Genomic DNA, 23263 nt, shown 5'->3' with positions numbered 1-23263 from the left:
CTCTACGGGCGGGGTCTGACAATCGGCTCCGGAGACGGTCGGGTCAGGGAACCGTGCGCGAGACGACGTACACCTTCGGGGCGTTCGGCACGGTCAGGTTGACCATGACGTCCTGGGTGGGCGCCGGGTCCTTCTGCGCGTGGGTCAGGCCCCACCACGAGCGCGGGCCGTCGAACCTCCAGCCGGTGATCTTCTGGTCGCGCTCGCTGATGGAGATCTCGTTCTTCTTCAGGTCGGCACGGCTGACGCCCATGCCGGTGAGGAAGGCGGCCAGGCCCGCGTCCGTCGTGCGGAACTTGACGTAGAGGCGGCTGGTCTTCCAGTTGTTGGTCTCGTAGGAGGCGACCATGTCCGCGGGGTGCGGGACCGGCACCTGGTAGAGGCGGCGCTGGACCTTGGAGGGCCAGCCGGGCGTGAGGCCCGTCGCCGAGTACTTGGCCTCTTTGTCCTTGCCGCTGTCGCGGCTCTGGTTGGCGGAGATCACCAGGTAGCCGGCCGGGACGCCGATGAGCAGGCCGATGATGAGCAGCGTGATCGCCCTGCGCCGGATCATGTGGCGGCGGTCCTCGGTCGGAGGCTCCGGCCCGTCGGGGGGCGCCGCGGCCTGACGCGGCAGGGATGCCGTCATGCGGTGTCCCGGGACGTGCGGCGGGCCTCCACGTACCGTTCGTAGCGCTCGTGCCGCTCCACCCGGCGGCGGTTGGCGCGCCGGAAGCGGCGGGCGACCAGGCGGGCGAGGTCGGCGGCGCCGACCATGCCGGCCTCGGGGCCGAGCTGGGCGCGGGCGATGCGGGCCTCGGGGCGGTAGCCGCGGCCGGTGAGCTGGCGCTTGAAGGCGTCCCGCGCGGGACCGATCAGCAGGTCGTCGGCCGCGCTGACGCCGCCGCCGATGACGAAGCAGGACGGGTCGAGGGCGGCGGCGAGGTTCGCGATGCCGACGCCGAGCCACTGACCGATGTCCTGGAGCAGCTCGATGCACATCGCGTCGCCGTCACGGGCCAGCTCGGTGATCATCGGGCCCGTGATGTCGCCGATGTTGCCCTTGACGTGCTCGATGATCCCGTACGCCACCGGGGAGTCGGCGGCGGCCAGCTCCCTGGCCTCCCTGACCAGCGCGTTCCCGGAGCTGTACTGCTCCCAGCAGCCCCGGTTGCCGCACGGGCAGCGGTGGCCGCCGGGGACGACCTGCATGTGCCCGAACTCGCCGGCGACGCCGTACTTGCCGCGTTTGACCTGGCCGTCCTCCAGGATCGCGCCGCCGATGCCGGTGCCGAGCGTGATCATGACCAGGTGGTCCTCGCCGCGGCCCGCGCCGAAGCGCCATTCGGCCCAGGCGGCGGTGTTGGCGTCGTTGTCCACGAGGACGGGGACCGCGAGGCGACCGGCGATGCGGTCGCGGAGGGGTTCGTTGCGCCAGGACAGGTGGGGGGCGAACAGCACGCGGTTGCGGTCGGCGTCGACCCAGCCCGCGGCGCCGATGCCGACCGCGTGGACGTCGTGGCGGTCGGACAGGTCGAGGACCAGCTCGACGATGGTGTCCTCGACGACCTTGGGGCTCTTGGACTTGTCCGGGGTCTCGGTGCGGACCTTCTCCAGGATGTTGCCGTCGGCGTCGACGACACCCGCCATGACCTTGGTGCCGCCGATGTCGATGCCCACCGTCGGCACGCGCGGTGCGGTCAGGTGTGAGCGGCGTTCCCGCGTGCCGACGGTCCGCAGGGCGGGGGCGCGGCGGGAGCCTATGGGGGCGCTGAAGTTGCCGTAGGTGCTCATCAAGGCCCGATTCTGCCGCACGGGCCCTGCGGGTGCCGAACACGGGGCAGCAAAGGGGGGTGCGCGCGTCATGCCGGGTGCGCGCAGTACGTGGCTGATCGCGCAGTTCCCCGCGCCCCTTTAAGGCCGGACCAGGAGCTGGAATTCGAATGAATAGCGAGTTGGGCGATATGTGTGCGTGCCGTACTCGACCGCTCGCCCGGTGTCGTCGAAGGTGACTCGTTGCATGGTGAGGAGGGGGGCACCCGTCTCCTCCGCCAGGCGGTCCGCCTCCTCCGTAGTGGCCGCTCTCGCGCCGATCGTCTGGCGGGCGCTGTGGAGGGTGATGCCGGCCGCTCGCATCATGCGGTAGAGGCCCGTGGTCTCCAGTTGCGCGGTGTCCAGGTCGAGGAGGGCCGGGGGGATGAAGTTGCACAGGTGGGCCATCGGCTCGCCGTGGGCGAGGCGCAGGCGTTCCACCCGGTGCACGTCGCTGCCCTCGGCGACGCCGAGCGCGGCGGCGATCTCGGCGGTGGCGGGGACCACGGCGTTGACGAGGACCTTCGTCGCGGGGCGCTGGCCGGCCGCCTCCAGGTCGTCGTAGAGGCTGCTGAGCTCCAGTGGGCGCTTGACCTGGCTGTGCACGACCTGGGTGCCGACTCCGCGGCGGCGCACGAGCAGGCCCTTGTCGACGAGCGACTGGATGGCCTGGCGGACGGTGGGCCGGGACAGGCCGAGCCGCGCGGCGAGCTCGATCTCGTTGCCCAGCAGGGAGCCGGGAGTGAGCGTTCCGTGCTCGATCGCGGCCTCCAGCTGCTGGGACAGCTGGAAGTACAACGGCACCGGGCTGCTGCGGTCCACACTGAGCTCGAGCGTCACGGTCGGGTCCACTTCTGGTTTCGGCACGGGCCCGAGCGTAGCTCCGGGCGCTGTTGACGGGAAGTCGTGTAGTCAGATTGTCCGGACATACGGATTGACAGCACGGGGTGCGCGACCACACTTTGTTCACATGCGCATCGGGGTCATAGGGACGGGCCGCATCGGCACCATTCATGCGAACACGCTCAGCCGCCATCGGGAGGTCGGTTCCTTAATCCTCACGGACGCGGACGGGGCACGGGCCCAGGAACTCGCGCACCGCCTCGGGGAGACCGCGGCCCCGGGCGTCGACGAGATCTTCAAATGGGGCGTGGACGCCGTGGTCATCACCACGGCCACGTCCGCCCACGCCGAGCTGATCGGCCGGGCGGCGCGCTCGGGCCTGCCGGTGTTCTGCGAGAAGCCCATCGCGCTCGACCTGCCCGGCACGATGCAGGCCATCGCCGAGGTGGAGACCGCCGGGACGGTTCTGCAGATGGGTTTCCAGCGGCGTTTCGACGCGGGCTACACCGGTGCGCGGGAGGCGGTGCGCTCGGGGCGGCTCGGACGGCTGCACACCGTGCGGGCGCTCACCTCCGACCAGGCGCCGCCGCCGGCGGAGTGGCTGCCGCTGTCCGGGGGGCTGTACCGGGACACGCTGATCCACGACTTCGACATCCTGCGCTGGGTGACCGGGCACGAGATCGTCGACGTGTACGCGGCCGGGTCCGACGCCGGTCCGCCGATGTTCCGGGCCGCGGGGGACGTCGACACCGCGGCGGCCGTGCTCACCCTCGACGACGGGACCCTCGCGACGGCCACGGCCACGCGGCTGAACGGGGCCGGGTACGACGTGCGCATGGAGCTCGCCGGGGAGCGGGACCAGGTCGTGGTGGGTCTGGACGACCGCACGCCGATCGCGTCCACGGAGCCCACCGGGCCGCCCGCGGCGGACAAGCCGTGGACGGGGTTCCTGGAGCGGTTCGGACCGGCCTACGAGGCCGAACTGGCCGCGTTCATCGAGGTGGTCCGGGGTGAACGGGCGAACCCCTGCGACGGGCGCGAGGCATTGCAGGCGCTGCGGGTCGCCGAGGCCTGTGAGATCTCCCGCCGTGAACGCAGGGCCGTACGTCTGGCGGAGCTCCCGGGCAGCACGAGCGCGTCCGCGTTCTGACCGCCGGGGCCGACTGACGGCACCCCTTGGCCCCGGCGCCGGTACGACTGCTCGACCGGTCCCGATCACCCCGCCGACCGGATCCGGCATGTCCGCTTGACCGGACCCGGGCACGCACACACAGGCATGCCCGCCCCCGGTCGTCCCTCACTGACCCGGCCCCGGCGCGGTGAGTCGACGGTCATCCCGGCACGACCTCCCCCACCGACGGGACCCGGCACATTCACTGCACCGGGCCCGGCACGGCGAACCGACCGCAGTTCCGCACGACCACCAGCCGACGACTCCGCGCGCCCACTCCACGACACCTGCCACGCCCGCCCCATCGGATCCCGGCGCGGTCAACCGACCGCAGCCCGACACGACCACCGGCGAGTGCTCCTGTGGACGTCCGCTCCACCGAGCCCCGGCGCGGTGAATCGACGGTCATCCCGGCACGACCTCCCCCACCGACGGGACCCGGCACATTCACTGCATCGGGCCCGGCACGGCGAACCGACCGCAGTTCCGCACGACCACCAGCCGACGACTCCGAACTCGCACCCTGCCCGAACGGAACCCGTCACTCCCGCCGACCGCACCGGCACGCGCCCCGCCCGACCAGCCCGACCAGCCCGACCAGCCCGACCTGCCCGACCTGCCCGACCTGCCCGACCTGCCCGACCTGCCCGCCAAGCCCTACCAGCGCACCGGCAGACTCCGCACGCCCCTGATCAGCATGCCCGGCAGCCACTCCCCCGGGGGGCCGTCGAGGGTGAGGGCGGGGGCTCGGTCCAGGAGGGTGTGGATCGCCGTGCGGGCCTCCAGGCGGGCCAGGGGGGCGCCGAGGCAGTAGTGGATGCCGTGGCCGAACGCCAGGTGGCCGCGGGGGTCGCGGCGGATGTCGAAGCGGTCCGGGGCCGGGTAACGGGAGCCGTCCCGGTCCGCCGCGCTCAGGCAGATCATCACGGGGTCGCCCTGGGCTATGGCCCGTCCCGCTATCTCCAGGGGCTCGGCCGCATAACGGAACGTCGCGTTCTCCACCGGCCCCTCATAGCGCAGTGTCTCCTCGACGGCCCCGTCGACGAGGCTCATGTCGGCGCGCAGGACGGCGAGTTGGTCCGGGTGGGTGAGCAGGGCGTGCACGCCGTTGGTGATGAGGTTGACCGTGGTCTCGTGGCCCGCGATCAGCAACAGGAAGGCCATGCCGCGCAGTTCCGACGGGGAGAGCCGGTCGCCGTCGGAGGCGGTGGTGCGGATGAGGTCGCCGAGCAGGTCGTCGCTCGGTCCGGCGCACCGCTTGTCCTCGATGAGTTCCTTCAGATACGCGCCGAGGCGCAGGACGGCGTCGTACGAACTCTCCGGGCTGGTGGGCGCCACGACCTCCGTGGACAGCTTCCGGAACTCGGTGCGGTCCATCTCGGGCACGCCGAGGAGCTCGCAGATCACGGTGATCGGCAGCGGGTAGGCGAGGGACCGCACCAGGTCGGCGCGGCCGTGCGGCAGCATCACGTCGAGGAGGTCGTCGGTGATCTCCTGGATCCTGGGCCGCAGTTGCTCGACGCGGCGCATGGTGAAGGCCCGGGCGACCAGGCCCCGCAGCCGGGTGTGCTCGGGCGGGTCGCTGCCCAGCAGGTGGCGGCCGATCAGCTCCTCGTCGTGGAACAGCGCCCCGATCTTGCGGCCGTCCTTGGACAGTCTCTGATCGGCGAGTGCCGCGCGCGCCTCCTCGTGCCCGACGACGAGCCAGGTCGAGTAGTCGGCGTCGGAGCCGGGCGGCCGCACCCGGTGCACGGGCCCCTGCTCGCGCAACTCGGCGTACACGGCGTGCGGGTCGGCAAGGAACGCCTCGCCGTACTCCCCGAGATCGATCACTGCGTCGGTCATGAACTCCCCCTTCACACCGTCAACGCCGGGCGGCCTCCTCTAGTGCCCGTCCGGCTCGGTTTGCTCGGACTGCTCCAGAAGTCCCGCGTCGTACGCCAGCAACGCGATCTGCACCCGGTTGTTGAGGTCGAGCTTGGCCAGGACACGGGAGACGTGCGTCTTGACGGTGGCGACGCTCATGTAGAGGGCGGCGGCGATCTCGGCGTTGGACAGGCCCTGCCCGACGGCGACGGCGACTTCCCGTTCGCGGTCGTTGAGGGCGGTCATGCGCTCACGCGCGCGTGCCCGCCGGGTGTCGGCGGCGGAGCCGGCCGCGTGGTCCATCAGCTGGCGGGTGACGGCGGGCGACAGGACGGGGTCGCCGGCCGCGACCCGGCGCACGGCGGCGAGGATCTCGGCGGGCGGGGTGTCCTTGAGGACGAACCCTGCGGCGCCCGCGCGCAGGGCGCGCAGGACCTGCTCGTCGGCGTGGAAGGTGGTCAGGACGACGACCTGCGGGGCGTCGGGGCGGCGGCGCAGCCGCTCCGTGGCCGTGAGGCCGTCCACGGCCGGCATCCTGATGTCCATGAGGACGACGTCCGGACGGGTCCGGTCGACGGCGGCCTCGACCTGGGTGCCGTCCGCCGCCTCCCCGACGATCTCGATGTCCTCGGCCCCGCCCAGCATCAGGGACAGACCGGCCCGCACCAGGGGGTCGTCGTCGACGAGGAGGAGTCTGATCGCAGTCATGGGCCCTACGTAACCACGCGGCGGCGCGTGGCAATCACCCTTGTGGACGGGCGGGTTGCCGCGCCGACGACAGCGAGGACGGTCACCCCCACGGCAGCCAGGCCCGCACCCCGAACGCCCCGTCCTCCTCCACCCCGTGCTCCAGCCGGCCCCCGGCGAGCGTGGCGCGCTCGGTGAGGCCGATCAGTCCCTGTCCCGAACCGGGGACGGGCGGCACCTCGCCGTCGGGCGGGGGGTTGCGGACGGACACGGTGAGGCCCTCGCCCGGACCGCCGGTGACGGTGACCGCGACCTCCGTGCCGGGGGCGTGCTTGCGGGCGTTGGTGAGGCCCTCCTGGGCGACGCGGTAGGCGGTGCGTCCCACGGAGGCGGGGACGGCGGCGGGGTCGGCGACCCGGCTGTCGAGGACGACCTTCATGCCGGCCTCCCGGGACTCGGCGACCAGAGTGTCGAGCGCGGCCAGGGTCGGCTGGGGGCGGCCCGTGTCGTCGTGGTCCGCGGCCCGCAGCACGCCGATGATCTCCCGCAGGTCCTGGAGCGCCTCGTGCGCGCTCTCCCGGATGACACCGGCCGCCCGCGCGACCTCCTCCCGGGGCGCGTCCGGACGGAACTCCAGGGCGCCCGCGTGGACGCTGAGCAGGGTCAGCCGGTGTGCGAGGACGTCGTGCATCTCGCGCGCGATGGCCTCCCGGGCGAGCCGCTGCGCCTGCTCGGCCCGCAGCCGTGCCTCGGTCTCGGCGCGCCGGGCCCGGTCGCGCAGGCTGAACATGAGCTGCCGTTTGGATCGCACGAGCAGGCCCCAGCCGACGACGGCGGCGACCAGCACCACGGCGAGGACGACAGACACGAGGTACGGCAGGTCCGCGTCGGGCCGCAGCCGGTAGATGAGGGGGACGAGGGCGATGTTGGCGCCGGCCACCCAGGCGACGTAACGGAAGGGGCGGTGCACGGCGAGGGAGAAGACGGCGATCATGCAGGCGCCGCCGGCGGTGTCCGAGAGCACGCTGAGCGGGATCGTGGCCACGGCGAGGCCGAGCGGCAGGCGGCGGCGCAGCCATACGGCCGCGCAGGCGAGCGCGCCGAGCAGTTGGTCCAGTTCGGCCGCGGTGCGCGACACGTGCGGGTTGTCGCCGACGGCGTCCGCGGCGAGCAGGCCGATGACGACGGCCACGAGGAAGCAGGAGAAGTCGACGAGCCAGTCGCGCGCGGTGCGCCGGGGGCGCCGTCCGGGCCGCGCGTCGGCGGGGTCGAACTCATGGATGACGGCGGACGGCAGCAGCCAGCGCCGGCCGGGGAAGACCGGGGGCTCGGGAACCGTCTCGTCAGCGCTCACGGTCGACAAATCTACGCAGTGCGGACCGGGTGCACCTCCCCGCGAGCGGGATCGGCGACCAAAGTCGCGGCACCGCAGACTTTCGGCGCGGACCGCTGCGCGCGACCGATGCTTCGGTGGAACGGGGCTCGCCCCGCGACCGATGTGCGTGGGGGGTTCGCGGGGCGAGGCTCTACCCATGAAGCACCTGCTGGAACTGCTCGGTTTCCTCGCCCTGGTGCAGGGCGGGGCGGGTCTGCTGCACGAGTTCACCGACTGGCACGTCGGCCTCGTCCAGCGGATCGGTTTCCTCGACGGCTACGGCGTCTACGCGAGCATCGCCCTGATCGTGCTGGCGTTCGCGCTGTTCGCCGCCGCGGAGGCCCTCAGCAGCCGTAGTTGACCAGGTTGAACGTGGCGTAGTGGTCCGCCGTGTAGTAGTCCTCCTGGCTCCTCTCCCCGGTGACGATCCGGCGCGCGCCGCGCGTGGAGGAGCCCGGCGTGATCACCGTGTACTCGTGGTAGTAGCCGGTCGATTGGCTCGGCAGGACGCCTTCGCGGTTCTGGAAGACGCTCCCGTCCTGCGAGTAGGGGTAGGGGCCGCCCTGTTCGATCAGGTCCAGGGTGTCGTGGGCCTGGGAGGGCAGCCTGGAGTAGCAGATGCTGCCGACGGCGGCGGCCGCCGGGGTGGCGGTGGTGACGGTGCCGCCGACGAGGAGGGCCGACAGGACGACGGCCGAGGCGGCGGTGCGAGTGATCCGTGGGGGGAATCTCATGCCCTCATGATGACGCGCGTAGACAGTGGCATGTCAATGACAACTTCGGAGTTTTTGCCGTCAAGTCCGATGAGTTTTCAGGGAGTTAACCTGCCGTCCGGCGTCTTCACGAACACCGGTCCGGCGCCGAGGTCCGTGTCCGCCGGCCGCCAGCGCTCCGGGTGCCGGGCCGGTGGGATGGGTGCCATGACAACGACTTACGGAACTCTGAACGGCAAGGTCGCACTCGTCACCGGGGGCAGCCGGGGCATCGGGGCGGCCACGGCGCTGCGGCTGGCGCGCGAGGGCGCGGACGTGGCCGTGACGTACGTGGACGGCAAGGAAGCGGCCTCGGACGTCGTACGGCGGATCGAGGCGCTGGGGCGGCGGGCGCTGGCCCTGCGGGCGGACTCCGCGGACGCGGAGGAGGCGGCGGGGGCGGTGCCGCGCACGGCGGAGGCGCTCGGCGGGCTGGACGTCCTGGTGAACAACGCGGGCGTGGGGGTGCTCGGCCCCTTGGGCGAGCTGTCGCTCGCGGAGGTCGACCGGGTGCTGGCCGTCAACGTGCGCGGGGTGTTCCTGGCCTCTCAGGCGGCGGCCGCGCGGATGCGGGAGGGCGGACGGATCATCACGATCGGGAGCTGCATGACCCAGCGGGTGCCCGGCCCCGGCGGGGCCCTCTACACGACGAGCAAGTCGGCGCTGACCGGGCTGACGAAGGCCCTCGCGCGTGAGCTGGGGCCGCGGGGGATCACGGCGAACATCGTGCATCCCGGGCCGATCGACACGGACATGAATCCGGGGAACGGGCCGTTCGCCGCGGGGCAGGCCGCCTTGACCGCGGTGGGGCGGTTCGGGACGGCGGAGGAAGTGGCGTCGATGGTGGCGTACCTGGCGGAGGCGGAGTACGTCACGGGTGCGGAGTTCTCGGTGGACGGAGGGCACGCGGCCTGAGGTCACGCGGGCTGAGGTGCACGCGGTCCGACCCGTCCCGACCACCCCGTCCCGTCCCAGAGGGCGCTGCTCCCTGGGACGGGGCGGAGCCCGGTCTCAGCCGCCCAGCTCCTGGTGCCTCGCCGACAGGGCGGCCGCGCCGGCCTCCGTCAGTGAACCGAACAGCCGCAGACGCGAGATGCCTCCGTCCGGGAAGATGTCCACGCGCGCGTGCGTGCCCACCGCCGGGGCCGGCAGCACGAAACGGTGGTTGGTGTCGGGCTGGAGACGGGTGCGCGGGAGGATCTCCCGCCAGTCGCCGTCCTCGCCGTCGCGGACCGACACCGAGGCCCAGCCCGCGCTGTTCCCCTTCAGGTACGCCGTGTCGATCTCGATCGCGCGGATCTGCGACTGGGCCACGAGGCGGTAGCGGATCCAGTCGTTGCCCCGGTCACGGCGGCGGCGGGTCTCCCAGCCGTCGTCCATCTTGCGGGAGCGGCCCGGCTGGATGGTGTTGGAGGCCGGTGAGTAGAAGAGGTTCGAGGCGTCCTCCGCCCGGCCGCCGTTCTCCAGGGCGACCACGTCGAAGGTGCCGAGGACCTCCAGCCATGCCGGGTCCGGGACGACCTCGCCGTACGCCCGCAGACGGGCGATGCCGCCGTCGGGGTGCTGGTTGACCCGCAGGTGGGTGAAGCGCTGTTCCAGGGACACCGGGAAGCCGTTCGCCGCGTGGCCGCCGACCGGAGTCCGCGGGACGAGGGTCGTCCACTTCACGTCGTCGCCCAGCAGTTCCTCCGGGGACGGGGAGCCCGCCACGGACGTGCCCTCGACCGACACGGCCTGCGGGTAGTTCCCGCGGAAGTGGGCCGTGTCGACCACGATCCCCCGGATCACCCCGGGCGCGCCGAGGCGCACCAGCGCCCAGTCGTGGTCCTCGGCCGTCGGCCAGGGGTGCTCGGCCGAGGCGCCCCGGCGGCGGCGCGTCTCCCAGCCGTCCATGACCTTGCCCTTGTGCCCGAAGTGCTCGGGGTCGAACTCGGCCCGTCCGGGCACCAGCAGGTTCTCGCGCTGGGCGAAGAACTCGTCGTTGGCGGCGATGACGGCGGCACCGAGGGTGCGTGCGGCGAGGTCGGCGTACTGGGTGAAGGGGAAGTCGGCGGTGCGGTAGTCGGCGTACGGGTCACCGCCTCCGTACGGGTTCGCGTCACCGGTGAAGCTGGGAATCGCCGTCACGTACATGTGCCTTTCTGGAGTTGCCGATGCGGGTGGATCAGGGGGTACGGGTGAGCAGCCGGCCCTTCGGGGCCGTGAACTCGCCGTCCGCCACGATGCGTTCGCCGCGCAGCCAGGTCGACCTCACCACGCCGTACAGGGTCTTGCCCGCGTAGGCCGTGACACGGTTGCGGTGCTGGAGGGCCGCTGGGTCCACGGTGAAGGTCCGGTCGGGTGCGAGGACGGCGAAGTCGGCGTCGCGGCCGGCCTCGATGGCGCCCTTCCGGTCGAGGCCCACCAGCTGGGAGGTCCGCGCGGACATCCAGCGGACCACGTCCTCCAGCGAGTGGCCGCGCCTGCGGGCCTCCGTCCAGACCGCCGAAAGGCTCAGCTGGAGGCCCGAGATGCCGCCCCAGGCGGTGGCGAAGTCGTCCGTCTTGAGGTCCGCCGTGGACGGCGAGTGGTCGGTGACCACGCAGTCGATGGTGCCGTCGGCCAGCGCCTGCCACAGCAGGTCCTGGTTGGCGGCCTCCCGGATGGGCGGACAGCACTTGAACTCGCTCGCGCCGTCCGGGACTTCCTCGGCGGTGAGGGTGAGGTAGTGCGGGCAGGTCTCGACGGTGATGCGGACACCGTCCGCCTTCGCGCGGGCGATCAGCGGGAGCGCGTCGCTCGACGACAGGTGCAGCACGTGCACGCGCGCGTCCAACCCCTGGGCTTGGGCGATGAGTTGGGCGATGGCCGTGTCCTCGGCGTCCCGTGGGCGGGAGGCCAGGAAGTCCGCGTACCGGGGACCTGCCTGCTGCGGGGCGGCCTCCAGGTGGTGCGGGTCCTCGGCGTGCACGATCAACAGGCCGCCGAAGGAGGCGATCTCGGCCAGGGAGCGGGCGAGAGCGTCCTGGTCGAGGTGCGGGAACTCCTCCACGCCGGACGGCGACAGGAAGGCCTTGAAGCCGAAGACGCCCGACTCGTGCAGCGGACGCAGGTCCTTGACGTTGTCGGGCAGGGCGCCGCCCCAGAATCCGACGTCGATGTGGGCCTTGTCGGCGGCGACCTGCTGCTTGGTGCGGAGGTGGTCGACCGTCGTCGTGGGCGGGAGGGAGTTGAGCGGCATGTCGACGAGGGTGGTGATGCCGCCGGCCGCCGCCGCGCGCGTGGCGGTCCAGAAGCCCTCCCACTCGGTGCGCCCGGGGTCGTTGACGTGCACGTGGGTGTCGACCAGGCCGGGCAACAGGACGTCGTCGCCGAGGTCTTCGAGGCGGGCACCCGCGGGCACTTCACCGTCGTACGGCAGGACGGCCGTGATCCGCCCGTCGGCCACCGCGACCGAGGCGGCCCGCGTCCCCTCGGGTGTGATGACGCGCCTCGAGCGCAGCACCAGTTCAGTGTCGGACACCCGGACCCCTCTCTGCCGCCGTTAACTTCCGCGTAACGGAATTCAACTTTCTGTTGAAGGAGTCTTCACTCCCGGTCGGGCGCCGTCAAGGGCACACTTCCCCACAGTGCACCCTGCGTCGACACTCTGGACGTTTCCACAAGGCGGAATTAGAATTCCGGCAAGCAGAACGTAGCTATGCACCAGCGGGGAGTCAACCGACTGCCGGGTAGGCTTCTGCCCTCCTGCCCAGACCCGAAAGGCAGCCCCGAAAGGAACGCGCCGTGCCGACGTCCAGCGCCAGCACCACCGACTCCGCCAAGTCCGCCGGTGGCGGGGTCCAGTCCCTCGAGCGCGCCTTCGATCTGCTGGAGCGGATGGCGGACGCGGGCGGAGAGGTCGGGCTGAGCGAACTGTCCGCGAGCAGCGGACTGCCGCTGCCCACCATCCACCGCCTGATGCGCACGCTCGTGTCCTGCGGATACGTCCGCCAGCAGCCCAACCGGCGCTACGCCCTCGGCCCGCGCCTGATCCGCCTCGGCGAGTCGGCCTCCCGGCTGCTCGGCACCTGGGCCCGCCCCTACCTCGCCCGGCTGGTCGAGGAGACCGGCGAGACCGCCAACATGGCGCTGCTCGACGGGGACGAGATCGTCTACGTCGCCCAGGTGCCCTCGAAGCACTCCATGCGGATGTTCACCGAGGTCGGCCGGCGCGTCCTGCCGCACTCCACCGGCGTCGGCAAGGCCCTGCTCGCCAACACCCCGGACGACGAGGTGCGCGCCCTGCTCGCCCGGACCGGGATGCCGGCCGCGACCGAGAAGACGATCACCACGCCCGACGGGTTCCTCGCGGCCCTGAAGGACGTGCGCGGCCAGGGCTACGCGGTCGACGACAACGAGCAGGAGATCGGCGTCCGCTGCCTCGCGGTCTCGGTGCCCGACTCCCCCACCGCGGCGGCGATCTCGATCTCCGGCCCGGCGGGACGGGTCACCGAGGCGGCCACGGAGAAGATCGTGCCGGTGCTCCAGCAGGTGGCGGCGGAACTGTCGCAGGCGCTGGCCACGCAGAGCCCGGCGTGACGCCGTTCGCCTGCCTTCCGGAGTGGGCGCAGCCCCTGCCGGTCGAGGTGGCGGGCCGGGGTGAGCGGATCGCGACACTGCACTGCGCGCCGCACCTCGGCCACGGCTCAAGTCCTGCATCTCGTGCGCGGGGTCCGTTCCCCTAGCGGTGCGGCTCCCCGAACAGCTCCACCGCGGTCCGCACCTCCGTGAGCCCCCTGGACAGCGCGCTCACCGATCCGATCGCCCCCGCGATCAGCAGCAACGACCGTCGCAGGCGCGGGACTTCGGGTGTGCCGTCGATCGTCATGGCGGCCAGCGCGGCGAGTTCGTCCTCGGCGATGCCCCGGTCGGGGAACTCGGCCGGGTGCGCGGCGAGTTCGCGGCGCAGCCGGGACACCGCGGTCCGCAGTTCCGCCACTCTCGGATCGTTGTCGCTGCCGGTCACTGGCCTCTGCCCCAAGCTCCGCAACACAGCTCTCCCCCTCGCACTCCCGCGTGCGCCCCAGCGTCGTGAACCCCGCCGGTGTTGGTCGGACCCCGGGGGACGCGGGTCAGTAAACGCCACGCGGGGCGGCGCGCGCCACCGTACGGACCGAAATTCAGCCCCCGGAAACCCGGCGCACGCCGGCGCGTCAGGTATGCAGGACGCATGACGGAGAACGAACAGCAGGTCGCCGGACTGCTCCTGGCCGCGGGCGGCGGGCGGCGGCTCGGCGGGCGGCCCAAGGCACTGCTCGAACACCGGGGCCGTCCGCTCGTCGAACACGCGGTGGGCGTCCTGCGCGCGGCCGGCTGCGCCCGCGTGCACGTGGTCCTGGGAGCGGCCGCGGCAGCCGTAAGGGAACGGGCCGAACTCGGGGACTGCGTGCTCGTGGAGAACCCGGGGTGGGCCGACGGCATGGGGTCGTCGCTGCGGGCCGGGCTCGGCTCGCTCGCCGGGACGGGGGCGCGGGCCGCGCTGGTCTCGCTCGTGGACCAGCCCGGCATCGGGCCGGCGGCCGTGCGCCGGGTGCTGGCCGCGTACGAGGACGAGAACTCGCTCGCCTCGGCCGCCTACGACGGCGTACGCGGGCATCCCGTCCTCCTCGGCGCCGCGCACTGGGCCGGGATCACGGCGACTGCGACCGGGGACCAGGGGGCACGCGCCTATCTGAAGCAGCACCACGACGCGATCACGCTCGTCGAGTGCGGGGACGTGGCCCAGCCCTACGACATCGACACGCCGGAGGATCTGGCGCACCTTGAGTGAACGCGGTGGCACGCGGAGCCACCCTTGCTCGACCCGGAGAATCTCGACATCAACAAACCATTGAACTTCCACAATGAGGAAACTAGTATCCACTGTTCAGAAGCGCCCTACCGCTCCCAGGGTGCTGCTCGCCGTACCCGGTTCGACTGGCACCCGGTGCCACCGCTGAAGGAAGTGACAGCTCATGTCCGCACCAGCGCCGTCCCCGCTGGCCATCGTCGACGCCGAGCCCCTGCCCCGGCAGGAGGAGGTCCTCACCGAGGCGGCCCTCGCCTTCGTGGCCGAGCTGCACCGCCGGTTCACGCCCCGTCGTGACGAGCTCCTCGCCCGCCGCGCCGAGCGCCGCGCCGAGATCGCCCGCACCTCCACCCTCGACTTCCTCCCGGAGACCGCCGCGATCCGCGCGGACGACTCCTGGAAGGTGGCCCCCTCCCCCGCGGCCCTGGACGACCGCCGGGTCGAGATCACCGGCCCCACCGACCGCAAGATGACCATCAACGCCCTGAACTCCGGTGCCAGGGTGTGGCTCGCGGACTTCGAGGACGCCTCCGCGCCCACGTGGGAGAACGTCGTCGGGGGTCAGATCAACCTGACGGACGCCTACACCCGCCGCATCGACTTCACCGACGAGAAGTCCGGCAAGTCGTACGCCCTGCGCCCGGACGAGGAGCTCGCCACCGTCGTCATGCGCCCGCGCGGCTGGCACCTGAACGAACGGCACCTGGTCGACGCGGACGGCATCCAGGTGCCGGGCGCCCTGGTCGACTTCGGCCTGTACTTCTTCCACAACGCCCAGCGGCTGCTCGACCTCGGCAAGGGACCGTACTTCTACCTCCCGAAGACCGAGTCGCACCTCGAGGCGCGGCTGTGGAACGACGTGTTCGTCTTCGCGCAGGAGTACACGGGCATCCCGCAGGGCACCGTCCGCGCGACCGTCCTGATCGAGACGATCACGGCGGCGTACGAGATGGAGGAGATCCTCTACGAACTCCGCGACCACGCCTCGGGGTTGAACGCGGGCCGCTGGGACTACCTGTTCTCCATCGTCAAGAACTTCCGTGACGGCGGCGCCAAGTTCGTCCTGCCGGACCGCAACGCGGTCACGATGACGGCCCCGTTCATGCGCGCGTACACCGAACTCCTCGTGCGCACCTGCCACAAGCGCGGTGCGCACGCCATCGGCGGCATGGCGGCCTTCATCCCCTCGCGCCGGGACGCCGAGGTCAACAAGGTGGCCTTCGAGAAGGTCCGCGCCGACAAGGACCGTGAGGCCGCCGACGGTTTCGACGGTTCCTGGGTCGCCCACCCGGACCTCGTCCCGATCGCCATGGAGTCCTTCGACAAGGTCCTCGGTGACCGGCCGAACCAGAAGGACCGGCTGCGCGAGGACGTCCACGTCGAGGCCGCCGACCTGATCGCGATCGACTCGCTGGAGGCCAGGCCCACGTACGACGGCCTGGTCAACGCCGTCCAGGTCGGCATCCGTTACATCGAGGCCTGGCTGCGCGGGCTCGGCGCGGTCGCCATCTTCAACCTCATGGAGGACGCGGCCACCGCCGAGATCTCCCGCTCCCAGATCTGGCAGTGGATCAACGCGGGCGTCGAGTTCGAGCGCGCGGGCGACACCGTGAAGGCCACCCCGGAGCTGGCCCGCGAGGTCGCCGCCGAGGAGCTCGCGAGCATCCGCCGGGAGATCGGCGAGGAGGCCTTCGCGGCGGGCCACTGGCAGCAGGCCCACGACCTGCTGCTCCAGGTCTCCCTCGACGACGACTACGTCGACTTCCTCACGCTGCCGGCCTACGAGCAGCTGCGCGGCTGATCACCTCGCTCACCTGTCCGAGTGGCCCAGGGACCTCCCCGGGGCCACTCGGTCGCGTACGGCCTGCTTCACCGCCGTCGGCTCCGGGAAGCCCTGCTCGCGCCGGTCCCAGACGACCTCGTCGTCGACGCGCACCACGAACACCCCGCCCGTGCCCGGCTTGAGGGACAGCTCCCCCAGCTCCGCCTCGAAGGTGGTGAGCAGTTCCTGCGCCAGCCAGGCCGCACGGGGCAGCCAGCGGCACTGGGTGCAGTACTCGATCTGTACGACGGGACTCATCCGAGGTGCACCGACCAATCCTGTTGCGCGGCCGGTTTGCCGTGCAGGTCGGGGACCCGCTTGAGCCAGCTCGGCCGTCCTTGTTCCGTCCGCGCCGCCCGCAGGGCCTCCTCGGCGGCGAGTTCCTCCCGGCTGGGGAAATCGGTGGGGAGCCAGTCGGCGGAGGCCCGCACACGCGCGTGCAGGTAGTCGACGTACGCCTCGCGCATCTCGGCGGGCGTGGCGAAGTCCGTCAGCCAGGCGTCCGGCACCTCCGCGACGATCTCCCGCAGCAGCTCGCGCGTCACCCTGGGCGCCAGTTCGGCGTCGGCGGCGCGTACGTCGGGGCCGAAGGGGCCGAGGGCGTGGTGGCGGAAGTCGTAGCGCCTGGCGGGCTCGGAGCCGTCCCAGCGATGGTGGAAGACGAGGGCCGCGCCGTGGTCGATCAGCCACAGCCGCGGGGGTGCGACGCCGAGCGTCGGCCAGACCATCAGGTTGGAGCTGTGCACTGTGCGGTCGACGTTCACGGTCAGTGCGTCGAGCCAGACCACCCGGCCCGCCTCCAGCGGATCGACCCGGCAGTGCCGGGCGACCTCGGGGGTGAAGTCCCTGGCGCCCGGCAGATGGTCCATGCCGAGGTTCACCCCGGCGCTGGCCGCGTGCAGGTCCCGCACCTCCTGGTGCGGCTCGCCGGCGGCGATCGCCGGGTCGAAGCGCACGAGGACCAGCTCGGGGAAGCGCAGTCCCAGCGCCCGCGCCAGCTCACCGACGATCACCTCGGCGACCAGCGCCTTGCGGCCCTGCGCGGAGCCGGTGAACTTCACGACGTACGTCCCCAGGTCGTCGGCCTCGACGACGGCGGGGACCGAGCCGCCGGACCGCAGCGGGGTCACGTATCGAACAGCAGTCACTTCGCGCAGCACACCGCTCAGGGTAGTTCAGCTCCTGGCACCGCCAGCGGGTTGGGCAGCGGCAGGTAGCGGGCGTCCGCCCCGTCCGCGCCCGTCCACCTGAGCAGCAGGTTGGTCTTGCCGGGGAGGGTCGGCGCGGTGCGCAGGGCGACGGCTTCGGGCAGGTCGTGGCGGGACAGTTCGCGGCGGGCGGCCGGCCAGGGGTCGAAGCCGGGCCGGCGTTCGGCGAGGGCCGCGGCGACCTCGCACAGGTGGTTCACGACCAGGCAGTACACCAGCCGCTCCCAGCCGGCCGCGCGCGGGACGTCCGAGAGCAGCTTCACGCCCTCCGCGTCCCGGAACAGCGCCTGCACGGGCATGCCGTCGGCGTCCACGGCGACCAGGGTGTTCTGCAGGTGCGCCTCCAGTACGACGCCGTGGTCGGCGAAGGCCGCCAGGGCGGGCGGGACGACCACGCCCAGGTACGCCTCCCACCAGGCCGCGGGGTCGTCGACGGTGTCGAGGGGGCTGCCCTCGAAGCCCTCCACGAGGGCGGCCGCGAGCAGCGGGGTCGCCCCGGGCCGCACATGGCCGCGCAGTCCGTCGCGCACCAGGACGGCGAGTTCCTCGAAGGCGAAGTCGGCGGTGCGGTAGCCACGGTCGCTCAGCCAGGCGGCGCTCGGGGGGCTCGCGGCGAAGGCGCTCACGACCGCTTCGTCCGTACGGCGGAGTTTGAGCAGGTCGTGGCGCCAGAGCCGACGGATGTCGTTGGTGATGCGGACGTCGAGACTGAACTTGAGGAAGAGATCGCGCGCGGGGGCGTACACCGTGCGGATCGCGGCCGTGGGCCAGGTCTCGAAGCCGGTCGCGCCGAGCCGGACCAGACGGCCGTCCGCGAAGGCCTCCGCGCAGCTCACCAGGCCGAGCTGCCAGGGATGGGCGGGCAGCAGCCGGTAACCGGGCGGGGCCTCACCGAGCGCGTCGAGGGCCGCGGTGTCGCCCTCCTCCACGACGGAGTCCTCGCGCACCCCGAGCAGGACCAGCGGGAAACGGGCATGGGCCTCGGGGGCGTACGGCAGCCAGGCGGCGACAGGACCGCCGCCGCGGGCCTTGGGGGCGGGGTGGTGAGGGTGGCCGGTGACGAGGGACTGCTCGGAGCGCAGATACGGGTCGCCGGGTGCCGTCGCCCGGTCGCGTGCCGTGAGCAGGGCGGCCACCGCGTCCCGGCTGTCGATCATCTCGGCGGGCAGCTCGTGGTTGGACACGCCCGTGTGCCGGGTCAGTTCCTCGGCGGTCAGTTTCACGAGCTCGGTGTGTCCGACCCGCCGCCAGCCGGTCGCCGTGCGCACCTCGGGCTCGGCGGGCCGCCGGTCGCCCCGCACCCTGAGCAGACGGCCGCTGGGCAGCCGGTGCACCGTGCGCTCGCCGGGTTCCGGGACCCGCTCGGCCACCTCGCGGAGCAGGCAGTTGAGCAGGGGCGCCGCCGCGTACGCGTCGGCGCGGTGGGCGGCGGCGGTGCCGGCCGGCGGGGGCAGGAGATCCACGCGGTTCACTCGTTCTCTACGGTTCATCCGGGGCGATGACGATCAGTATGTCTGCCGTGACCGGCCCGCTGTGCCACCAGTCGTACCCGAGGAGTCCGCCCGTGCACCGTCCCCCCGCCGCCGAGGTCCAGTTCGCCGAGGAGCTGGCCGTCCTGCGCCCCGACCTCGTGGCGCGGTACACGGCCGAGCTGCCGGGCGCCCGCGCGGCGGTGCTGTCCCGGCTGTGGCGGGGGCTCACGCACGAGCCGCTGCCCTGGGTCACGGCACGGGAGACAGGCCGAGAGGGGCTCACCCTGCGTCTCACGGACGGCCGCCGGCTGCACGGCCCGCTCCCGGACCCGTTCGCCACCGCCGCCCAGGTGCGCGCCGTGCATCTCGACGAGGCCGCCCACGACGATCCGGCGCGCCTGATGACCGGCCTCGGCGTACCGCACGGGACGGACTTCGCGGCCGAACTCGCCGACAGCGTGGCGTCGTTGGCGCTTTCGAGAGCCGCCCAGCCGCCCCTTTCCGAGGAGTGGCCCACGCACGACTGGGAGTGGGAGCAGCGGATCGTGGACGGGCACCCGTACCACCCCAACTGCCGTTCCCGGCCCGGCTTCTCGGTGGCCGAGCAACTGGCCTACGCGCCCGAGCACCGGCCGCTGGTCACCCTGGGGTCGGTCCCCGTGCCGGTCGAGGAGTGCCTGGTGACGGGCGCGTGGCCGGCGGGGCTGCGGGACGGGGGACGGCTGTTGCTGCCCGTGCATCCGTGGCAGGCGGAGCACGTGCTGAAGCGGGCCGTCCCGGAAGGCGCCCCGGCCCACCCGCTGATGTCCCTGCGCACCCTCGCCCTGACCGGCGGCGGGCCGCATGTGAAGACCGCGCTCAGCGCCCGGCTCACCTCGTCGGTGCGGGACATCTCCGTCTACTCGATCAGTGTGTCGGCGACCCTCTCGGAGTTCGCGGAGGCACTGGCGGGACGCATGGACGGGCTGCTGCACTTCACCCGCACCCTGGGGGCGGCGACGGCCGACTCACCGGATCTTGCGGCCGTGCTGCGCGAGTCCCCCCAGGTGTACGGCGACCGGGTCCTGCCCGTGGCCGCCCTCGCCGCCACCGGGCTCCCGGCATCCCCGGCGTGGCTGGCCGAGTTCGCCCGGCTCGCCCTCACGGCGGGGCTGCGGCTCCTGGAGCTCGGCGTCGCCCTGGAGGCTCACGGGCAGAACCTGCTCGTGGTCCTGTCCGAGTCGGGCGCGCCCCTCCGGCTGGTCTACCGGGATCTCGCCGACATCCGGATCAGCCCGGCCAGGCTGGCCCGGCACGGCATCCCCGTCCCGGCACTGTCCGGGCGGGTCGTCACCGACGACGAGACGACCCTGCGGCGCAAGCTGTTCGGCTCCCTGGTGGCCGGGGCCCTCGCGGCCACGGCGGGTTCGGCGCCCGCGTTGCGAGGGGCGCTGGAGTCGGCCGTACGAGACCTGCCGCGCACCCCCGATCTGGCGGCGCTGCTCGAAGGACCGCTGCCCGCGAAGGCGTTGACGCTGATGCGGCTGTCGCCGGGCACCCCGGGAGACCAGTGGACGGAACTGCCCAACCCCCTCCTGTGAGCGGCCGTTTTGGAGCCCGGCGCACCTGATCAATAGGATCCGGCGATGATCACAAGAAAACGGCTGGCGGCAGGAGTGGGCGCCCTGCTCGCCGCCCTGACGGCCGGGATCGCCTTCCCGGTCGCGGCGGCCGCCGGTGAACCCACGGGCGGCACCGCCCCGCAGGTCGATCTCGTCCTCGACGTGAGCGGCTCGATGCGGACCGCGGACATCGACGGCGGCACCCGGATGGCGGCGGCGAAGCGGGCCTTCAACGAGGTGCTGGACGCGACGCCCGAGGAGGTCCAGCTCGGCATCCGGACCCTCGGCGCCAACTACCCGGGCGACAACCAGAAGACGGGCTGCAAGGACACCGCGCAGCTCTACCCGGTCAGCACGCTGGACCGCACCGAGGCCAAGACACAGGTGGCGACCCTCTCGCCCACCGGCTGGACACCGATCGGTCCCGCGCTGCTGAAGTCCGCGGGCGACTTCACCGACAGCGCCTCCTCCAAGCGGATCGTGCTGATCAGTGACGGCGAGGACACCTGCGCCCCGCTGGACCCGTGCGAGGTGGCCCGCGAGATAGCCGCCAAGGGCATCGGGCTGACCATCGACACCCTCGGGCTGGTCCCGAACACCAAGATGCGGCAGCAGCTGAGCTGCATCGCGGAGGCGACCGGCGGTACCTACACCTCGGTCGAGCACGCCGACGAACTCAGCGACAAGGTCAACCAGTTGGTGGACCGCGCCGCCGACCCCGTGGTGACGCCGGTGGCCACCGAGGGGGCCGGCAGCTGCGCCGCGGCGCCCACGCTGAAGTCCGGTCTCTACACCGACCGCGAGGAGTTCACCCAGCAGCGCTGGTACCGGGTGGACGTCGATCCGGGCCAGGAGCTGCGGGCCTCGGTGAGCGTGGGGGCCGACCGGGCGGTGAACCCGTCGTACGGGGTGCTGCTGCGGGCGGTGACCGTGCACGGCCGGGAGATCGTGCGCGGGGAGGGCGCGGGCAACGGCCGTACCGATGTGATCTCCACCGGGCTCAGGTACCCGAAGGCGGAGAGCGACGACGAGGACGCCCCGGCCGAGACCGTGTGCCTCCAGGTCACCAGCTCCTTCTCGGCGGCCGCCGGGGTGAAGACCACCCCGGGTCTGCCCCTGGAGCTGACCGTCGACGTCGTGGACGGGCCGTCGCACGCGAGCGACGTGGCCTCCTTCGGCCTCGGGCGCGGCTGGTGGCTGCTCGGCGTGCTGATCCTCGCCGGTTTCGTCGCCGGTCTGCTGTGGGGCTGGCTGTCACGCTGGCGGGTCGCGGTCTGGAGGACCAACTGATGCGGATCACACGCGCGTTGAGCGTTTCCCTGCTGTTGCTGGGGCTGGCCGTCGCACCGGCGGCGGCCGACTCCTCACCGACGCCGACGGATTCGGCCTCGGCGGACGGTGACGCGCCCACCCAGGCGGGCACGTCCTTCCGTACCGCGACCGAGGTCGAGCAGGGGCAGACGGCCACGGCGAGCGGCTCCACCGGCGACTACCTGTACTGGTCGTTCCCCGCGGACGCCGGACAGCGCCCCACCGTGCGGGCGACGGTGAAGCTGCCGGAGACCCATGCCGCGCAGACCTGGCAGATCGACGTGTACGACGGTCTGCGCCGCCGCCAGTCCTGCCAGTACGGCGCCCAGACCCGCACCGCGGCGCAGGACGCCTCCTCGGTGGAGCTGGCCTGCACCCTGCGCACGGTCCGCGCCTGGTCGGAGACCTGGGCCAACGACCCGCTGCCGGGCACCTACTACATCCGGCTGACGGCCGTCGGCCTCACCACGGCCGACCTGGGTCTGCCGGTCGGCACCGAGGTCCGCACCGACTCCAAGGACATCGGCGGTTCGGCCGCGGTGGACGGTTCGCTGGCCGAGCCGCTGGTGCCGGGGATCGCGGTGAAGTCCGAGGCGGACAAGGAGGGTTCGGAGGACTCCTCCGCCGTTCTGTCCGCCATCGAACCCGAGGACGGCTGGTCCTCGGGATGGTGGTCCGACCGGTGGGTGTGGACCGCGATCGGCGGGGTGCTCGCCGCGCTGGCCGGGGTCGGCGGATACGCGCTGACCCGTGGCTCGGGACGGCCCTCCCGGGTACCGCCGGGCGCCTGACAGCTCGTCCGGACAGCTGATGGTTCATCAAGAAGGCCCGCTCCGGCGGGCCTTCTTCCTTTGCGCCCGCCCGCTCACCCCGCCCGCAGCGCCTTGGCGATCGTGCCGTCCCCGGTCACCCGGACCCGCCCGTCCCGCACCGCGCCCGGGAGGCTCAGCTCCCCGCGGCTGAGCGCCTCGCAGGTCCCGGCGTCCAGGACCAGCCGCGCGTCGGGCTCACCGGGGGCCGGCCCGTCGCCGTACGCGGGACCGTCCTGCGCTCCGCCGACGTGCAGATGGAACTCCCCTTCCTCCAGCCGCACCTCGACGAGCCCCTCGCCCTCCAGCGCGCGCAGCAGGGGCAGCGCGAACCAGTGCGCGCGTACGGCGTCGGTGGGCCGCCGTTCACCGAGTTCGGGTTCGCCCCAGGTGCCGAGTGCCTGCAGCACGGGCAGCAACTCGGCTCCGCGCGGGGTGAGTTCGTACACGTAGGCCGCGCCGGGCGGGGGCAGCCGGCGCCGTGTGGTCAGGCCGTCGCGCTCCATGTCCTTCAGCCGTGAGGCGAGCACGTCGGTGCTCACGCCGGGCAGGTCGGCGTGCAGGTCCGTGTAGCGGCGCGGGCCCGACAGCAGTTCCCGGACGATCAGCAGGGTCCAGCGGTCGCCCACGACGTCGAGGGCGCGGGCCGCGGAACAGTACTGGTCGTAGCTTCGGCGAGGTGACATGCGACGCAGTCTAGACAAGTTGTTGGACTTTCCAAGCTCCTACTTGGTAAAACCAAGCAA

General features: G+C 72.5%; 23 protein-coding genes. 9 read left to right on the top strand and 14 right to left on the bottom strand.

All coding sequences use genetic code 11. From position 1 onward, the window contains the following. Positions 1-43: 43 nt before the first annotated feature. The 3 genes from M2163_RS37315 to M2163_RS37305 form a co-directional block, all read right to left on the bottom strand. Positions 44-628 carry a sugar kinase gene (locus M2163_RS37315; protein WP_280848498.1) on the bottom strand — a complete coding sequence of 195 codons (585 nt, stop codon included), beginning with the start codon at positions 626-628 and terminating at the stop codon, positions 44-46. Further along, the gene (locus M2163_RS37310; RefSeq protein ID WP_037712265.1) at positions 625-1773 is read right to left on the bottom strand and encodes an ROK family glucokinase; all 1149 of its coding nucleotides are present in this window, start codon (positions 1771-1773) and stop codon (positions 625-627) included. Before M2163_RS37310 ends, M2163_RS37315 begins: the two co-directional genes overlap by 4 nt. 120 nt (positions 1774-1893) lie before the next feature. Further along, positions 1894-2631: a GntR family transcriptional regulator gene (locus M2163_RS37305; protein WP_280854051.1), complete on the bottom strand. Its 738-nt coding sequence runs from the start codon at positions 2629-2631 to the stop codon at positions 1894-1896. A gap of 130 nt (positions 2632-2761) precedes the next feature. Between M2163_RS37305 and M2163_RS37300 the strand changes: the two genes are divergently transcribed. Beyond that, a complete protein-coding gene (locus tag M2163_RS37300) occupies positions 2762-3784 on the top strand; it encodes a Gfo/Idh/MocA family oxidoreductase (RefSeq protein ID WP_280848499.1) in 1023 nt (340 codons plus the stop codon). 678 nt (positions 3785-4462) lie between these two features. Here the strand turns inward: M2163_RS37300 and M2163_RS37295 are convergent. The 3 genes from M2163_RS37295 to M2163_RS37285 all read right to left on the bottom strand — a co-directional run bounded on the left by M2163_RS37295 (position 4463) and on the right by M2163_RS37285 (position 7721). Beyond that, a complete protein-coding gene (locus tag M2163_RS37295; protein ID WP_280896188.1) occupies positions 4463-5650 on the bottom strand; it encodes a cytochrome P450 in 1188 nt (395 codons plus the stop codon). A 39-nt stretch (positions 5651-5689) separates the two neighbouring features. Then, positions 5690-6379, bottom strand: coding sequence for a response regulator transcription factor (locus tag M2163_RS37290; RefSeq protein ID WP_280848501.1), 690 nt, complete (start codon positions 6377-6379; stop codon positions 5690-5692). Positions 6380-6461: 82 nt separating this feature from the next. Beyond that, positions 6462-7721: a histidine kinase gene (locus M2163_RS37285; RefSeq protein WP_280848502.1), complete on the bottom strand. Its 1260-nt coding sequence runs from the start codon at positions 7719-7721 to the stop codon at positions 6462-6464. A gap of 169 nt (positions 7722-7890) precedes the next feature. On the opposite strand from M2163_RS37285, the gene M2163_RS37280 reads away from it, so the two are divergent. Beyond that, positions 7891-8094, top strand: a complete 204-nt coding sequence (locus M2163_RS37280; protein WP_280896187.1) for a hypothetical protein — start codon at positions 7891-7893, stop codon at positions 8092-8094. On the opposite strand, the gene M2163_RS37275 is transcribed toward M2163_RS37280, so the two are convergent. Continuing rightward, positions 8078-8467: a ribonuclease domain-containing protein gene (locus tag M2163_RS37275; protein ID WP_280848504.1), complete on the bottom strand. Its 390-nt coding sequence runs from the start codon at positions 8465-8467 to the stop codon at positions 8078-8080. The two genes, M2163_RS37280 and M2163_RS37275, sit on opposite strands and share 17 nt — an antisense overlap. A gap of 177 nt (positions 8468-8644) precedes the next feature. Here M2163_RS37275 and M2163_RS37270 point away from each other — a divergent pair, with 177 nt between their 5' ends. Continuing rightward, a complete protein-coding gene (locus M2163_RS37270) occupies positions 8645-9400 on the top strand; it encodes an SDR family oxidoreductase (RefSeq protein ID WP_280896186.1) in 756 nt (251 codons plus the stop codon). Between the two features lie 96 nt (positions 9401-9496). On the opposite strand, the gene alc is transcribed toward M2163_RS37270, so the two are convergent. Further along, a complete protein-coding gene (alc, locus tag M2163_RS37265) occupies positions 9497-10612 on the bottom strand; it encodes an allantoicase (RefSeq protein ID WP_280896185.1) in 1116 nt (371 codons plus the stop codon). A 37-nt stretch (positions 10613-10649) separates the two neighbouring features. After that, positions 10650-11987, bottom strand: a complete 1338-nt coding sequence (gene allB / locus M2163_RS37260) for an allantoinase AllB (protein ID WP_280896184.1) — start codon at positions 11985-11987, stop codon at positions 10650-10652. 263 nt (positions 11988-12250) lie between these two features. Here allB and M2163_RS37255 point away from each other — a divergent pair, with 263 nt between their 5' ends. After that, a complete protein-coding gene (locus M2163_RS37255; RefSeq protein WP_280848508.1) occupies positions 12251-13045 on the top strand; it encodes an IclR family transcriptional regulator in 795 nt (264 codons plus the stop codon). 142 nt (positions 13046-13187) lie between these two features. On the opposite strand, the gene M2163_RS37250 is transcribed toward M2163_RS37255, so the two are convergent. Then, on the bottom strand, positions 13188-13472 hold the full coding sequence (locus M2163_RS37250) for a DUF5955 family protein (protein ID WP_280848509.1): 285 nt from the start codon (positions 13470-13472) through the stop codon (positions 13188-13190). Positions 13473-13676: 204 nt separating this feature from the next. Here M2163_RS37250 and M2163_RS37245 point away from each other — a divergent pair, with 204 nt between their 5' ends. Both M2163_RS37245 and aceB read left to right on the top strand, forming a co-directional pair. After that, positions 13677-14276 carry a nucleotidyltransferase family protein gene (locus tag M2163_RS37245; protein ID WP_280896183.1) on the top strand — a complete coding sequence of 200 codons (600 nt, stop codon included), beginning with the start codon at positions 13677-13679 and terminating at the stop codon, positions 14274-14276. A gap of 184 nt (positions 14277-14460) precedes the next feature. After that, positions 14461-16095: a malate synthase A gene (gene aceB, locus M2163_RS37240; protein WP_280896182.1), complete on the top strand. Its 1635-nt coding sequence runs from the start codon at positions 14461-14463 to the stop codon at positions 16093-16095. A 9-nt stretch (positions 16096-16104) separates the two neighbouring features. On the opposite strand, the gene M2163_RS37235 is transcribed toward aceB, so the two are convergent. Genes M2163_RS37235 through M2163_RS37225 form a run of 3 tightly spaced genes read right to left on the bottom strand, consistent with a single transcriptional unit; the run spans position 16105 to position 18814 of the window. Further along, positions 16105-16374 (bottom strand): SelT/SelW/SelH family protein, encoded by a 270-nt coding sequence (locus M2163_RS37235; RefSeq protein WP_280848512.1) that lies wholly within the window; start codon positions 16372-16374, stop codon positions 16105-16107. Beyond that, a complete protein-coding gene (locus M2163_RS37230) occupies positions 16371-17276 on the bottom strand; it encodes a HipA family kinase (protein WP_280848513.1) in 906 nt (301 codons plus the stop codon). The genes M2163_RS37235 and M2163_RS37230 overlap by 4 nt, the downstream gene beginning before the upstream one ends. Positions 17277-17281: 5 nt before the next feature. Continuing rightward, positions 17282-18814 (bottom strand): IucA/IucC family protein, encoded by a 1533-nt coding sequence (locus M2163_RS37225; RefSeq protein ID WP_280896181.1) that lies wholly within the window; start codon positions 18812-18814, stop codon positions 17282-17284. Between the two features lie 74 nt (positions 18815-18888). On the opposite strand from M2163_RS37225, the gene M2163_RS37220 reads away from it, so the two are divergent. The 3 genes from M2163_RS37220 to M2163_RS37210 are packed head-to-tail and all read left to right on the top strand — an operon-like array spanning position 18889 to position 22499. Continuing rightward, a complete protein-coding gene (locus tag M2163_RS37220; RefSeq protein ID WP_280896180.1) occupies positions 18889-20376 on the top strand; it encodes an IucA/IucC family protein in 1488 nt (495 codons plus the stop codon). A gap of 45 nt (positions 20377-20421) precedes the next feature. Beyond that, positions 20422-21687 carry a VWA domain-containing protein gene (locus tag M2163_RS37215; RefSeq protein ID WP_280848516.1) on the top strand — a complete coding sequence of 422 codons (1266 nt, stop codon included), beginning with the start codon at positions 20422-20424 and terminating at the stop codon, positions 21685-21687. After that, positions 21687-22499, top strand: coding sequence for a hypothetical protein (locus tag M2163_RS37210; protein ID WP_280848517.1), 813 nt, complete (start codon positions 21687-21689; stop codon positions 22497-22499). The genes M2163_RS37215 and M2163_RS37210 overlap by 1 nt, the downstream gene beginning before the upstream one ends. Before the next feature lie 74 nt (positions 22500-22573). Here M2163_RS37210 and M2163_RS37205 read toward each other — a convergent pair whose 3' ends face one another. Continuing rightward, entirely contained in the window at positions 22574-23203 is a 630-nt protein-coding gene (locus tag M2163_RS37205) for a winged helix-turn-helix transcriptional regulator (RefSeq protein ID WP_280848518.1), read from the bottom strand. Positions 23204-23263 lie beyond the last annotated feature (60 nt).

The organism is Streptomyces sp. SAI-135 (assembly GCF_029893805.1).
GTDB lineage: Bacteria > Actinomycetota > Actinomycetes > Streptomycetales > Streptomycetaceae > Streptomyces.
The sequence above is the reverse complement of the archived record's forward strand: the minus strand, read 5'-3'. Positions and strand labels throughout refer to the sequence as shown.

Coding starts and splice junctions, on each gene's coding strand:
- M2163_RS37315 (WP_280848498.1), bottom strand. CDS start 628: ATGACGGCATCCCTGCCGCGTCAGGCCGCGGCGCCCCCCGACGGGCCG.
- M2163_RS37310 (WP_037712265.1), bottom strand. CDS start 1,773: ATGAGCACCTACGGCAACTTCAGCGCCCCCATAGGCTCCCGCCGCGCC.
- M2163_RS37300 (WP_280848499.1), top strand. CDS start 2,762: ATGCGCATCGGGGTCATAGGGACGGGCCGCATCGGCACCATTCATGCG.
- M2163_RS37295 (WP_280896188.1), bottom strand. CDS start 5,650: ATGACCGACGCAGTGATCGATCTCGGGGAGTACGGCGAGGCGTTCCTT.
- M2163_RS37290 (WP_280848501.1), bottom strand. CDS start 6,379: ATGACTGCGATCAGACTCCTCCTCGTCGACGACGACCCCCTGGTGCGG.
- M2163_RS37280 (WP_280896187.1), top strand. CDS start 7,891: ATGAAGCACCTGCTGGAACTGCTCGGTTTCCTCGCCCTGGTGCAGGGC.
- M2163_RS37275 (WP_280848504.1), bottom strand. CDS start 8,467: ATGAGATTCCCCCCACGGATCACTCGCACCGCCGCCTCGGCCGTCGTC.
- M2163_RS37270 (WP_280896186.1), top strand. CDS start 8,645: ATGGGTGCCATGACAACGACTTACGGAACTCTGAACGGCAAGGTCGCA.
- M2163_RS37245 (WP_280896183.1), top strand. CDS start 13,677: ATGACGGAGAACGAACAGCAGGTCGCCGGACTGCTCCTGGCCGCGGGC.
- aceB (WP_280896182.1), top strand. CDS start 14,461: ATGTCCGCACCAGCGCCGTCCCCGCTGGCCATCGTCGACGCCGAGCCC.
- M2163_RS37235 (WP_280848512.1), bottom strand. CDS start 16,374: ATGAGTCCCGTCGTACAGATCGAGTACTGCACCCAGTGCCGCTGGCTG.
- M2163_RS37225 (WP_280896181.1), bottom strand. CDS start 18,814: ATGAACCGTAGAGAACGAGTGAACCGCGTGGATCTCCTGCCCCCGCCG.
- M2163_RS37215 (WP_280848516.1), top strand. CDS start 20,422: ATGATCACAAGAAAACGGCTGGCGGCAGGAGTGGGCGCCCTGCTCGCC.
- M2163_RS37210 (WP_280848517.1), top strand. CDS start 21,687: ATGCGGATCACACGCGCGTTGAGCGTTTCCCTGCTGTTGCTGGGGCTG.
- M2163_RS37205 (WP_280848518.1), bottom strand. CDS start 23,203: ATGTCACCTCGCCGAAGCTACGACCAGTACTGTTCCGCGGCCCGCGCC.